Raw genomic sequence first — 12452 nt, forward strand, 5'->3', positions numbered from 1 at the left:
AGGCCATGACCGCCACCTACAAGAACCGCCGCACCTTCGCGATCATTTCGCACCCTGACGCCGGCAAGACCACCTTGACGGAAAAGCTGCTGCTTTCGGGCGGGGCAATCCGGGCGGCTGGTCAGGTGCGAGCCCGCGGCGAACGCCGCCGCGCCCGGTCTGACTGGATGAAGATCGAGCAGGAACGCGGCATTTCGGTCTCGTCCTCGGTGATGACGTTCGAGCGTGGCGGCATCATCTACAATCTTCTGGATACGCCGGGCCACGAGGACTTCTCCGAAGACACCTACCGGACGCTGACCGCCGTGGACGCGGCCATCATGGTGATCGATGCGGCCAAGGGTATCGAAACCCAGACCCGCAAGCTGTTCGAGGTTTGCCGTCTGCGCGATATTCCGATCATCACCTTCGTCAACAAGATCGACCGCGAGGGCCGTGATGCCCTGGAGATCCTGGACGAGGTGCAGGAGGCTCTGGCGCTGGACGTGGCGCCGATGACCTGGCCGGTGGGCATGGGCTCGGATTTCTTCGGTGTCTATGACTGGCAGAAGCAGAAGTTCCACACGTCTTCCGGTGACCGGGGCGGCGCCTATGCCCGCACTCTGGAAGTCTCCGGCCTGGAGGATGAGGTCCTGACCGGGTTCGTCTTCGACCGGATCATGGACCAGCTGACCGAGAACGTGGAGCTGGGCGAGGGCGGCTATGCGGCCTTTGACAAGGAGAGCTTCCTGGAAGGCCACTTGACGCCGGTGTTCTTCGGATCGGCCCTGCGCGACTACGGCATTGATGATCTGCTCGATTTCATCGCGGAATATGCCCCGGCTCCCCATTCCCAGCCAGCTACCGGCGGGCGCTTGATCATGCCGGAAGAAGACAAGGTCACGGGCTTCGTCTTCAAGGTGCAAGCCAACATGGACCCCAAGCACCGCGACCGCATTGCCTTCGTGCGCCTGTGCTCGGGCACCTTCAAGCGCGGCATGAAGCTGAAGCATGTCCGTGCGGGCAAGAGCATCGCTGTCTCCGCGCCGATCTTCTTCTTCGCCGAAGAACGTGAAATTGCCGAGGAGGCCTTTCCGGGCGACGTCATCGGTGTGCCGAACCATGGCCAGCTGCGCGTTGGCGACACGCTGACCGAGGGTGAAGAAATCCACGTCACCGGCCTGCCGGCCTTCGCGCCGGAAGTCCTGCGCCGCGTGCGTCTCGGCGACACCATGAAGGTGAAGCAGATGCGTCAGGGGCTTCAGGATCTGGCGGAAGAGGGCCTCGTGCAGATCTTCAAGCCGGACCTTGGCTCCAACTGGATCGTCGGCGTCGTCGGCATGCTGCAGCTCGACGTGGTGATCGACCGCCTGCGCAATGAATATGGCACCGAAATCGGCTTCGAGACCGTGCCCTATTCCACCGCCCGCTGGATCGAGTGCGATCAGCCGACCCTGAACAAGCTGATCGAAGCCCACCGCATGTCCGTCGCCAACGACCGCGACGACAAGCCGGTATTCCTGTTCAAGAACTCCTGGGAAATCGGCTACGTCACCGAGAAGTTCCCGACGGTGAAGTTCCGCGAGACCCGCGAGATCGTTTACGAGTCCTGAGGGCAGAACACCCTCATCCGCCCTTCGGGCACCTTCTCCCTCAAGGGAGAAGGCAGGAACGTGCCGCTGATCTGTTTGTCTCACGGCTTCTGTGGCAGCTTGGAATGATGATTTCCGGTCCGGAAAATCTCTCCATCTCCGTTCCCTCGCCCCTTGGGGAGAGGGCCAGGGTGAGGGGGAATGGCCGGATCATTTGCTAAGGACCTCCCCATGCCCTCCTTCCTGATTGCCTTTGTCTTCCTTGCTGCCTTCCTGCGGTTTGCGGCGCTGTTCGTGTCGATCCGCAATGAGAAGCGGATGAAGGCGGATGGGGCGGTAGAGTATCATGCGGGCACGTCCACCCTGCTGGCTGCGACCCATATCGTTTTCTATCTGGCCGCCATTGGCGAAGGTGTCTGGCGGGAGGCTCCCGTCACCGGCCTGACCTATCTGGGGCTGGCAATTTACGCTTTAGCCATGGTGGCGCTGGTGTGGGTGTTGAAGGTGCTGGGCCAGTTCTGGACGGTGAAGATCATCGTGGCCCGGGACCATGTTCTGGTCACCAACCGGCTGTTCCGGACGCTCAGGCACCCGAACTACTATCTCAACATCATTCCGGAGCTGATCGGCTTTGCCCTCGCGCTCCATGCGGTCACGACGCTGGCCATCGGCCTGCCTGTCTATCTCGTGATCCTCTTCCTGCGGATCCGTCAGGAAGAGCGCGTGCTGCGCGAGGCTTTCTCCAGCTACTGAGGGCGCGCGTCCTAGAGGTCGATCTCCATCACCCCGCCATCGTCCTTCGCCCGGCTCTGGCAGAGAATGACGGAGGTCCGGCGCTGGGCGTTGGAAAGCACGAAGTCCCGGTGTTCCACCTCACCGGAGATCAGGCCGCATTTGCACACACCGCAGATACCGTCCGAGCATTTCACGTCCACCGGATAGCCGTTCTCGATCAGAACTTCTGAGGCGGTCTTTTCGGCTGGCACGGACAGGGTTCGGCCGGAACGGGCAAGTTTCAGCTCAAAGGGATGATTGACCCAGTCCGGCTGTTCGGGAACCGCGAAATACTCCAGGTGCCGTGCGTCCTCCGGATAGCCCTGTTGCACTGCTGCTTCCATCACACCCTGCATGTAGCGATCGGGCCCGCAGGTGTAGACGTGATATCCATCCTGATAGCCGGAGAGGATTTTATTCAGGTCCGCACGGCTGCCTTCACTAGAGAAATGCAGATGGACCCGGTCCTTCCAGGGCACTGTTTCCAGGTCCGGCAGATATCCGGCGGATGACCGGCTGGCGGCCGAATAGTGCAGCTCAAACTCCCGGCCGAGCGCATTGAGCCGGTGGGCGAAGGCGATCATGGGCGTGATGCCGATGCCGCCTCCCATGAGGAAGGTCTTCGCCGCGTTTTCTTCCAGGAGGAAGTGATTGACCGGCTTGGAGATGAAGATCTTGCGGCCTTCCGAAAAGATCCGGTGCAAGAGCCTGGAGCCGCCCCGTCCCAGATCCTCGCGCAAGACGCCGATCTGATAGCGGCCGAGGTCGGCCGGATCACCGGACATGGAATACTGACGAAGGAATTCGGGTGCGACCAGCACGTCGATATGGGCACCGGCCGTCCATTCGGGCAGCGGAGAGCCGTCGACGGTGGCCAGTTCGTATTTGGTGACATCCGCCGTCATGGCTTCCGCCTTGACCACCTGGACCTGGATGACCGGTGCATCTCCCGGAATCTGATAGCGGTGGAAGATGGTGCTATCGCCTGCTGCCAGCCGCTTGCGGTATTCGGCGGCCGGGATCATCGCCTGATAGGCGGCAATTCCCGCCTCCCGGTCCATGGGGAAGGGGTAGGGCCAGGGTGGGGGTGCCAGCGGCGCGGGATAGACCGCCAGCGTCTGGTCCTCGTATTTGAGGTCCAGATCCTTTTGCAGGTCCCGGCGGTTTACCGGCTGATTGGCGGCACGATAGGCGCCATCGGTCTGTAGCTCGATATCCCACCACCATTTCTTGACGGGGTTCAGCCCGCCACGTCCGGCGGCATCATCCAGTTTCGCGAGCAGGGGAGCGGCTGCCGGAATGTGGGAAGCCGCCCAGCGCACGGGGGCTTCGGCAAAAAGGCCTTCCAGGTTCCACGGACACGTCTTCATGCAGCGTCCGCACATCGCACCTCCTTGTGTGGTGATGCGATAGGTGGCGCATTTCTGGCTGTCGGATTTCCAGATCTCGTAGCCGTTGAACATCAGCTTCGGCCCGGCGGTGATGGCCCCGGATGGGCATTCGCGGGCGCATTTGTTGCAGGCCTCGCAGAAGGCCTGAAGGCCGAAGTCGATGGGCTTGTCATGGGCCATCGGCATGTCGGTCGTGACCGCGCCGGACTTGAGCCGGGGACCGAGATAGGGGTTCAGGATCACTTCGCCGATGCGGCTCACTTCGCCAAGACCCGAGAGCAGCAGCAGTGGAGGCTGAAGCACTTCGCCGTCCATCACAGTATGGGCCTTGGCCTTGTAGCCAAGGTTCCGGATCTGCTGGGCCAGAACCCCGCCGATCAGCGAAAACCGCAAATAGGCGCGCATGGACTGAGCAACGGAAATCCAGTCATCTCCGCTGGCCCCTTCCATGGTCTCGAACCCCTGGTCGATGATCATCGATACGGCCTGATCATGGGGCGGATCGATCGGGGCGCCTGTGGCATCGTGGCTGTACCAGGCCCATTCCGGGCAGCGGGACAGGCCGACGGCATCCGCGCCGAGGAAATAGCTTGCCGCTTTCAGGTTCGCGGCATTGCGTTCGCCATCCGCCGGGCGCGGGCCCTCGGTGCTTTCGCCATCCTGCAGTAGGACAAAGGCGCCAAGTGCCCGGCGCTGGGCGAAGCTCGGCGCGGATTTTCTGGCATAATGTCCACCTTTTGCCCCGTCCTGCACGGATTTGCCCATGTCTCCGAACTGGGCGCGGGCGAACATGTCTGCGCGCTTGGGCACCCGGGCGACATTCATCTCGTCGATAAAGGTGGTCGGTTCGTCGACGCGTTTCAGCCGCTCGAAGGGATAGGCGCCATCCACGTAGCGGCGGTTGCGAAAGGGATCACGGTTGAGCGCATTCTTGGACGAGTGCCGGCCAAGCCACCAGTCGAACCCGCGTAGATGCCGCCAGGGCTGAAACTCCATCGGAGCAAGCGGGGCATCATGGGCAAGATCCATGTCGGTCGTGACGACGGCCAGGCCAAAGCGTTCTCCCAGCCAGGGGGCAACCAGCCGGTCGTCTTCCACGGTGACAAGACCGCTGGCAACGGCCAGCTGATTGAGGTCCACGTCGGTCGAGGACAGGCTGTGAGCCTTGGCGGAGAAACCCAGAAGGCGGATGTAGTTGGCGATCACCACCGCCGTTTCGGAACTGCGCAGGCAGGCCCGGTGATCCTGAGCATCCATGATCCAGTCGCAGCCAGGCTCGTGAGCCTCGGGATCACGCAGATGTTCATAGAGAAAGACGACTGCATGGCTGTGCGTTTCGATTGAGCCCGGCGGCGCATTCATGCTGTCCTTCAGGTCCGCCATGATCAGATCGATGCCAGAGGCCAGGGTCTTGGTCTGGCGGGTCATCAAGGCATGGGCAAGACGGCCGATATCCGGATTGAGGCGTGCTTCCTCCAGACGAGCGCTGTCCGGAATACGGCCGATCCCCACCATGGAAGCGTCGTTGAAATAGCCGAAGGCCTTGAGGTGGTTGGACCGCTCCTGCGGGTCTGAGGGAATGTCCGCCCTTGCCGGATTGACCAACCCGTCGCGCAGGGCATCCATCATCGCCTGATATTCGCCCATGGCGTTGACGATGCTCTCCGGCTGCTCGGGCCGGTGAAAGCTCAGCGGGGCGATTGCCGGTATCCTGCTCAGGCGAGGAACACCGATCTGGCGTTTCAACCGTTCCAGCGGATAAGGCCCCAGATGAACCGGGCGGTTCTTGTCGGAAAAAAACTTCAAGGTCATGCGGTCCTCTCCGCGCCGATATCCGGTCAGATACCTGCGCCCTTTCCGCTGTCTTTCGGTTCACAAGGCAAGGAGGGAAGGGGCGTCCACCCTTCCGTCCCAGTCAGCTGAATGCTGCCTCCATTTCTCTTCTGAACCTGTAGGCCATGTCGCTGGTGTCAAGGATCACATCGTCCCAGGTCAGCATTTCGCCTTCACCGACATCCCGCTTCAGGGCGACATGGCTGGCGAGGCCAAGCGGCAGGTAACCGCGGGCAAGGGACGTGCTGGCGGGGCATTGCTTGCCCCAGACCGTGAACCCGCCTTCGCCGTCCAGCACCTCGCCCTTGCGCATGGCTTTCTTGGTGGTCGCCACCACATCCGAGTGGAAGCCGATGGGCGATCCGGTTGGCTCGGCTCTCAGCACGGCGGAGGCAACGGACAGGCCCAGCTCCATGCCGATCATGTGGGTTGGCCGGTAAAGCGCCGCGAACTGGCCGCTATCGTCTTCCAGCATGTGGTATTCGGTGAAACACTGGCGGGCATAGTCGGTCTCGCCCTCGATCACCACATAGGTCCCCATGGCCAGGTGATGGGGAATATCCTTGCCATCCCGCGTCAGGGAAGAGACGACTTCCGTTGTGCCGCTGCTTGTCAGAGTGCCGCCGAATTCTTTCGGCTTGCAGACCGAAGACAGTTCGAAGCGGGATGCTGGCGGAAAGGACAGTCCGTTCTCCTGCGGCACGAGGCCTGTAGCATTGCTGACGGCGGTCATCTCGATGCCGGATTTGGTGCCATCCAGGAACGAATTGAACATCTTCAGATTGATCTGGTTCGGATCCTTGAGCGCCAGATAGGTCTGCAGCGTGTCCCACACGGTGTCCGGGGTCAGCTGGTGATAGGTCGGCAGGTACCGGGTGCCCTTGCCTGCACAGACCACCTTGAAGCCGCAGGTGCGCGCCCAGTCCACGTGTTCTGCGATCAATGCTGGCTGGTCGCCCCAGGCCAGCGAATAGACGAGGCCTTGCGCTTCGGCCCGCTTGGCCAGAAGTGGGCCCGCCAGCGCATCTGCCTCCACATTCACCATCACGACATGCCGGCCATAATCGATGGCCTTCAGGCAGTGGCGGATACCGGCCGCCGGGTCGCCGGTGGCATCGATCAGCACATCTAGGCCGCCCGCCGTGATCAGGGCGTCGGCACTGTCGGTGATGAAGGTCTTTCCGCTTGTGTAGGCATCGGTGAAGGACGTGGCCGAGGACTGGCTGTCCGGCCAGCCCGCCCGGGCAAGGGTCTGTTTCAGACGGGGAGGGTTGAGGTCTGCAATCCCGAGAATGTGGATGCCCTTGGTGAGCCGGGCCTGGGTCAGGTACATCGAACCGAATTTGCCGCCGCCAATGATCCCGACACGGATCGGGCGTCCTTCTTCAGCACGTCTTCCCAGCATTCTCGACAGGTTCATTGCAAGCTCCCCCAGGTGTCTCCCGTTTTCTCCGGGGCGAACACTTGCACAGGATTTGCTCGCTGACGAGGGCAGATTCCTGGAGAAACGCGCATTGATCCCAGGCTGGACTTTGACCTTGGATGTCTTCGGCCCTATAGCTCGCGCAACAGACCGCCCGCGGGGCGCTTTTGCTGGCCTGCTGCCGCTATTTGGAAAGAGTGTACCCTCATGAGTGATCCCGCCCTGCAAACCCTGCTTCTGCCGCTGGAAGATGGTTCTGTCGAACTGTCCGCGGACAGCAACATCCTGTTCCTGCGGGCCCGTGCCGGGCGCGAGCTGGCGATGCTTCGCGACCACAAGCTGGTCTGCGAGCAGAGCTTTGCGCCGGACCGGGATGCGCTGGAGGCCATGGGGCTGAAGGTCGATGCGGAGATTGACGCGTCCGGCTTTGACGCGGTGCTGGTTCTGCCCACCCGTCAGCGGCAGGAAGCCCGGGCGCAGCTGGCCCGCGCCGTTCAGAAAGTGCGTTGCGGTGGTCTGGTGATCGCATCCGCCCCGAACACGGAAGGCGCAAAGACGCTGGAAGCGGATCTGGAAGCGCTGATCGGGTCTAGCGAACATCTCTCCAAGCACAAGTGCCGTGTGGTTTGGGGCGCAGTGGATACGGCGACCGTGAACCAGGCGCTGGTTTCGGAATGGGCCGCCCTTGATGCCCCGCGCGAGGTGCTGGACGGGGCGTTCAAAAGCCGTCCGGGTCTGTTCGCCTGGGACCGGATCGACCCGGCCTCCCGTCTTCTTGCCGATCACCTGCCGGATACGCTCGCAGGGCGCGGTGCGGATCTTGGCGCTGGGTTCGGTTTCCTGGCCCGTACCGTACTGGAGCGTGCGCCGAAGGTCACTTCCATGGATCTTTATGAAGCGGAAAAGCGGGCCCTGGACCTGGCTGAAGAAAACCTTGCTGCCTTCAAGGGCAAGAAGCCGATGAACGGGGTCTGGTCTGATGTGACCAAGGGTATCGAAGGTCCTTATGACTTCCTCGTCTCCAACCCGCCGTTCCATCAGTCCGGCAAGGCGGACCGTACGGATGTCGGGCAGAACTTCATCCGGGCAGCTGCCCGTGGTCTGCGATCCGGCGGCCAGTTCTTTCTCGTCGCCAACCGGCACCTTCCCTACGAGCATACGCTCAACGAGGTCTTCGCCGATGTGAAGATGATCGCGGATGAAGGCGGCTACAAGGTGATCCGGGCAGTGAAGGCCAAGGGGAAATAAGCATGCGTCTTGTCAAGCTTATCGCCAATCTCGGCTACGGCAGCCGCAAGGAAATCCAGACTGCGATCCGCAATGGCTGGCTGACCGACCGGCAGGGCAACACCCTGAAGGCTGATAGCCCGACACCGCATGAGGACATTCTCTTCGATGACGAGCCGCTGGATCCGGCGCCGGGCATGGTTCTGCTTCTGAACAAGCCCGTCGGCTATACCTGTTCGACCAAGGATCAAGGCCGGCTGGTCTATGACCTGCTGCCGGACCGGTTCCGCATGCGCAAGCCGGTGCTCTCCACCATCGGCCGTCTCGACAAGGACACGTCCGGCGCCTTGCTTTTCACTGATGACGGAACCTTCCTGCATCAGGTGATTTCTCCCAAGGCCGAGGTGCCGAAGATCTATGAGGCAGTTCTGGATCGTCCGCTGAAGGGAGACGAAGCTGCTCTCTTTGCTTCCGGCGAGATGATGCTGGAAAGCGAAGTAAAGCCCTTGAAGCCGGCGGAGCTTGAGGTTCTGTCAGAAACCCATGTCCGCCTGACCCTGCACGAGGGGCGCTACCATCAGGTCCGCCGCATGTTTGCCGCGACCGGCAATCACGTCCAGGAACTCGCCCGCATCCGTATCGGCAAGCTTGATCTCGAAGGTGTCGCCGAAGGCGAATGGAAGCTTCTAGGGGAAGAGGACAAGGCCCGGATTTTCGGTTGAGACCAGGGGCTTGGCGCTTGTGCCGCTCTGTCCCGGCTCATGGCCGGGACCGATGCGTTCAGGGGCAGACCATTTTCAGGTATCAAGAGATCGGCGTTCTGCAGGCATCATTCCGGCAAGTACTTTTGCGCTGCATTGATCAGGTCGGCAGGCTTGTTTCCCTGTAGCATCTTCTCGCTCTTGATCAGCTTGGTTGCCAGTGCCGTGGCCTGGCCGTTGCTGGTCACCAGTGAGGCAATGAACTGGTTCAAGAGCTTGTCGCTCTTGTAGACGCCGAGCTTTTCCTGAACGGTCTTGCTGGCCTTGTACTTCTTGGTGAAGTGCTGGTGATGGGCAGGCGTAAAGCTGTCGGACTTGTAGAAGTCATCGATCTGAGCCGTTAGAAGCTCTTTCTGGATATAGGCCCGGGCAGCAGCGTGAATGGGCTTCCAGTACTTGGCGTCCCATTTTTGCCCCTGGGCGAGTTTCGCCGCTGCCGTGCAAAGACCGGAATGTTGGAGCAGAGCCGGGAGAGCCCGGGCACCCGAGGCATAGTGGGCCTTGTAGTAGGTCTTGGCCAACTCGGCATTCTTGGGGGCAGGCTTTTTGAAGGCGAACTCAAACGCATAGAGAAGCTGTTTGCCCTGGCAGTATTTCAGGAAGGCAGACTTCAGGGCGCCATCGGTAAGTATGCCCTTCAGGTCTTCCGGATAGTCGATGGTCTGAATAGTCTTGGCCATTGCAAAAGTCCTCTTGCAGCAACAGGTAAGAATGTCCGATTGACCCGGGCTTTTTGAATGAGCTCACGAGCAATCGTCATTCCTGTGTCCCGACCGCAGGGGATAAGGTTCATGACCGATTGATATATCAGGGAAATAGCAAGAAGCCGGGCAATGACCTCGCCCGGCTTTATGGATATGCGATGAGGTGAGCGCGGACCTGAATGAGAGCTTCAGGCCCGCTTCGCGGCTGGCAAGTGGTTGGCAGGAGGCTGGTTTCAGCCCTCCATCTCTTCTTTCAGCATCTCAAGTTCAAGCCACTGCTCCTCGGCAGCATGCTTTTCTTCCGTCAGCTTGGCGATCTCTGCAGAGAGCTTGGCGAACTTGTCCGGATTCTTGGTGTAGAGCGACGGATCATTCATCTCGCCCTGAAGCTTTGCGAGCTTCTTTTCGATGTCCTCGATGGTCTTGGGCAGGGTCTTCAGGAGATGCTGCTGGGTGAAGGACAGCTTGGACTTCGCAGCTGGCTTGGCAGCAGCAGGCTTTTCTCCGGCAAGGCCATCCTTGCGCTTGAGTGCGGCCTGCTTTTCCGCCTTCTCAGTTTTGCGGGCGGTGACGCCTTCACCGCGCTGGGCGAGCATGTCGGAATAGCCGCCGGCATATTCCTGCCACTTGCCATCGCCTTCCGACACGATCACAGAGGTCGCGACGCGGTCGAGGAAGTCACGGTCGTGGGAGACGATAAGCGCCGTGCCCGGATAGTCCGCGAGCAGTTCCTGCAGTAGGTCGAGGGTTTCCAGGTCCAGATCGTTGGTCGGCTCGTCGAGCACCATCAGGTTGGACTTGTTGGCGAGCGCTCTGGCCAGCATCAAGCGTGCCCGCTCGCCGCCTGAAAGGACGCCGACGGGTGTGCGGGCCTGTTCGGGCGAGAACAGGAAGTCCTTCATGTAGCCGATGACATGCTTGGTCTCTTCGCCGATCACCACCGTGTCGCCGCGTCCGCCGGTCAGGACGGAAGACAGCGTATCATTCGGGTCCAGGTTCTCGCGCTTCTGGTCGAGTGTGACCATTTCCAGATTGGTGCCGAGGCGCACGGAACCGGTGTCCGGTTCCAGTTCGCCGGTCAGCATCTTCAGAAGCGTGGTCTTGCCGGCACCATTCGCGCCGACGAAGCCGACCCGGTCACCGCGCTGGATACGGGAGGAGAAGCCGCCAACGATGCTGCGCTCGCCATAGGTCTTGGTGATGGACTTTGCCTCGATCACCAGCTTGCCTGAGGCTTCCGCGTCGGTGGCGGAAAGCTTGGCAGTGCCCTGCGGTCCGCGATGGTCGCGATACTGCTTGCGCAGATCCGACAGCTCGCGCACCCGTCGCATGTTGCGCTTGCGCCGGGCCGTGACGCCATAGGTCATCCAGTGCTCTTCGCGCTTGATCTTGGCTGCGAGCTTCTGGTGGTCGAGTTCTTCCTGCTCCAGCACCTGGTCGCGCCATTCCTCGAAATGGGCAAAGCTGCGGTCCATGCGGCGGGACTGTCCCCGGTCGATCCAGACGGTGGCGCGGGAGAGGTTCTCCAGGAAGCGCCGGTCGTGGGAAATGATGACCATCGCCGATTTCAAGCTCTTCAGCTCGGATTCCAGCCATTCGATGGCCGGAAGGTCGAGGTGGTTGGTCGGTTCGTCCAGAAGCAGTACGTCCGGCTCGGGTGCCAGGGTGCGGGCAAGAGCTGCACGGCGCGCTTCCCCGCCGGACAGGGCCTTTGGATCTTCCTTGCCGGTCAGGCCCAAAACATCCAGAAGATACTGGCCACGGTAAGGATCGTCCCCGGGGGCAAGCCCCTCGTTCACGTAATCGAGCGTGGTGGCATAGGCGGACAGGTCCGGCTCCTGCGGCAGATAGCGGATGGTCCGGCCCGGCTGGAAGAACCGCTCGCCCTTGTCAGCCTCCACGATGCCCGCGGCGATCTTCAGCAAGGTGGACTTGCCCGACCCGTTCCGCCCGACAAGGCACAGGCGCTCGCCTTCTGAGACCGAAAGATCGGCTCCTGTCAGAAGCGGGGTGCCGCCAAAGGTCAGCTGGATGTCGCGCAGGATCAGAAGAGGAGGGGCCATGAGGTCTAGGGTCTGCCATGTCTTTGAAAGGGGCTGCCCCGGATCCGGGGCTTGCCATTGCGGTCAGGAAAACCATCCGCTGCCCAGTTGCAAGCCCCTTGGTGCGCTCCGTCATGATTTGGGCTGAATTTTGCGGTTGTTTTTTGTGAGGCTCGGTATTTCGCGCGAAGGCGCAATGCCGGTCTGTTTGGGACTCAGGAGACCTTTCATGAATTTCAGCCGTAGATTTGCCTGTGCGGCGGGTCTTGCCGGGGCACTGGCTCTGGGAACGGTTCTTGCCAGCGGCGAGGCTGCTGCCGGGCACCGCAATCATGGCGGCGAGGCTGCAGCTGCCGGTATCATCGGCCTAGCTGCAGGGGCTGTACTTGGATCGGTTCTGACCGCTCCGCAGGCACCGCCTCCGCCTGCTTATTATGCGCCGCCCCCGGTTCGCTATGCACCACCGCCGCCGCCGCGGGTCTATTACGCGCCGCCACCCCCGCCGCCTCCGGTCTACTATGCACCCGCGCGCGCCTATGCGCCGTGGACACCGGAATGGGCTGCCTATTGCGCCAGAAAGTACCGCTCTTTCGATCCCCGCTCGGGGACTTTCATCACCTATCGTGGTGAAGAGCGCTTCTGCGAAGGCTGATCCACCTTTGCGGGAAAATTATTCCGGCGGGGCGAACTCGCCGGAATAATCTGTTCAAGTTTGAACTTGAACCA

General features: G+C 61.4%; 9 protein-coding genes. 5 read left to right on the forward strand and 4 right to left on the reverse strand.

Features of this window, described 5'->3' with window-relative positions; translation table 11 throughout:
* Window positions 1-5 precede the first annotated feature (5 nt).
* Both BUA94_RS04255 and BUA94_RS04260 read left to right on the forward strand, forming a co-directional pair.
* A complete protein-coding gene (locus BUA94_RS04255) occupies window positions 6-1592 on the forward strand; it encodes a peptide chain release factor 3 (RefSeq protein WP_073009202.1) in 1587 nt (528 codons plus the stop codon).
* 210 nt (window positions 1593-1802) lie between these two features.
* A complete protein-coding gene (locus BUA94_RS04260; protein ID WP_073009205.1) occupies window positions 1803-2324 on the forward strand; it encodes an isoprenylcysteine carboxylmethyltransferase family protein in 522 nt (173 codons plus the stop codon).
* 11 nt (window positions 2325-2335) lie between these two features.
* Here BUA94_RS04260 and BUA94_RS04265 read toward each other — a convergent pair whose 3' ends face one another.
* The gene (locus BUA94_RS04265) at window positions 2336-5548 is read right to left on the reverse strand and encodes a reductive dehalogenase (RefSeq protein ID WP_073009210.1); all 3213 of its coding nucleotides are present in this window, start codon (window positions 5546-5548) and stop codon (window positions 2336-2338) included.
* 103 nt (window positions 5549-5651) lie between these two features.
* Window positions 5652-6989, reverse strand: a complete 1338-nt coding sequence (locus tag BUA94_RS04270) for an NAD(P)H-dependent oxidoreductase (protein WP_073009213.1) — start codon at window positions 6987-6989, stop codon at window positions 5652-5654.
* Between the two features lie 210 nt (window positions 6990-7199).
* Here BUA94_RS04270 and BUA94_RS04275 point away from each other — a divergent pair, with 210 nt between their 5' ends.
* Both BUA94_RS04275 and BUA94_RS04280 read left to right on the forward strand, forming a co-directional pair.
* Window positions 7200-8240 carry a class I SAM-dependent methyltransferase gene (locus BUA94_RS04275; protein WP_073009216.1) on the forward strand — a complete coding sequence of 347 codons (1041 nt, stop codon included), beginning with the start codon at window positions 7200-7202 and terminating at the stop codon, window positions 8238-8240.
* A gap of 2 nt (window positions 8241-8242) precedes the next feature.
* Window positions 8243-8941 (forward strand): pseudouridine synthase, encoded by a 699-nt coding sequence (locus tag BUA94_RS04280; protein ID WP_073009219.1) that lies wholly within the window; start codon window positions 8243-8245, stop codon window positions 8939-8941.
* A gap of 107 nt (window positions 8942-9048) precedes the next feature.
* Here BUA94_RS04280 and BUA94_RS04285 read toward each other — a convergent pair whose 3' ends face one another.
* Together BUA94_RS04285 and BUA94_RS04290 are read right to left on the reverse strand one after the other, a co-directional pair.
* Window positions 9049-9660, reverse strand: coding sequence for a type III-B CRISPR module-associated protein Cmr5 (locus tag BUA94_RS04285; RefSeq protein ID WP_073009222.1), 612 nt, complete (start codon window positions 9658-9660; stop codon window positions 9049-9051).
* A 257-nt stretch (window positions 9661-9917) separates the two neighbouring features.
* Entirely contained in the window at window positions 9918-11747 is a 1830-nt protein-coding gene (locus BUA94_RS04290) for an ABC-F family ATP-binding cassette domain-containing protein (RefSeq protein ID WP_073009226.1), read from the reverse strand.
* Window positions 11748-11955: 208 nt separating this feature from the next.
* Here BUA94_RS04290 and BUA94_RS04295 point away from each other — a divergent pair, with 208 nt between their 5' ends.
* Window positions 11956-12378 carry a BA14K family protein gene (locus tag BUA94_RS04295; RefSeq protein ID WP_073009229.1) on the forward strand — a complete coding sequence of 141 codons (423 nt, stop codon included), beginning with the start codon at window positions 11956-11958 and terminating at the stop codon, window positions 12376-12378.
* Window positions 12379-12452: the final 74 nt, after the last annotated feature.

The sequence above is a fragment of the Roseibium suaedae genome (genome assembly GCF_900142725.1).
Lineage (GTDB): Bacteria > Pseudomonadota > Alphaproteobacteria > Rhizobiales > Stappiaceae > Roseibium > Roseibium suaedae.

Excerpts from the sequence above, each read along its gene's own strand:
- BUA94_RS04275 (WP_073009216.1), top strand. The coding sequence starts at position 7,200 with ATGAGTGATCCCGCCCTGCAAACCCTGCTTCTGCCGCTGGAAGATGGT.
- BUA94_RS04285 (WP_073009222.1), bottom strand. The coding sequence starts at position 9,660 with ATGGCCAAGACTATTCAGACCATCGACTATCCGGAAGACCTGAAGGGC.
- BUA94_RS04255 (WP_073009202.1), top strand. The coding sequence starts at position 6 with ATGACCGCCACCTACAAGAACCGCCGCACCTTCGCGATCATTTCGCAC.
- BUA94_RS04295 (WP_073009229.1), top strand. The coding sequence starts at position 11,956 with ATGAATTTCAGCCGTAGATTTGCCTGTGCGGCGGGTCTTGCCGGGGCA.
- BUA94_RS04260 (WP_073009205.1), top strand. The coding sequence starts at position 1,803 with ATGCCCTCCTTCCTGATTGCCTTTGTCTTCCTTGCTGCCTTCCTGCGG.
- BUA94_RS04290 (WP_073009226.1), bottom strand. The coding sequence starts at position 11,747 with ATGGCCCCTCCTCTTCTGATCCTGCGCGACATCCAGCTGACCTTTGGC.
- BUA94_RS04265 (WP_073009210.1), bottom strand. The coding sequence starts at position 5,548 with ATGACCTTGAAGTTTTTTTCCGACAAGAACCGCCCGGTTCATCTGGGG.
- BUA94_RS04280 (WP_073009219.1), top strand. The coding sequence starts at position 8,243 with ATGCGTCTTGTCAAGCTTATCGCCAATCTCGGCTACGGCAGCCGCAAG.
- BUA94_RS04270 (WP_073009213.1), bottom strand. The coding sequence starts at position 6,989 with ATGAACCTGTCGAGAATGCTGGGAAGACGTGCTGAAGAAGGACGCCCG.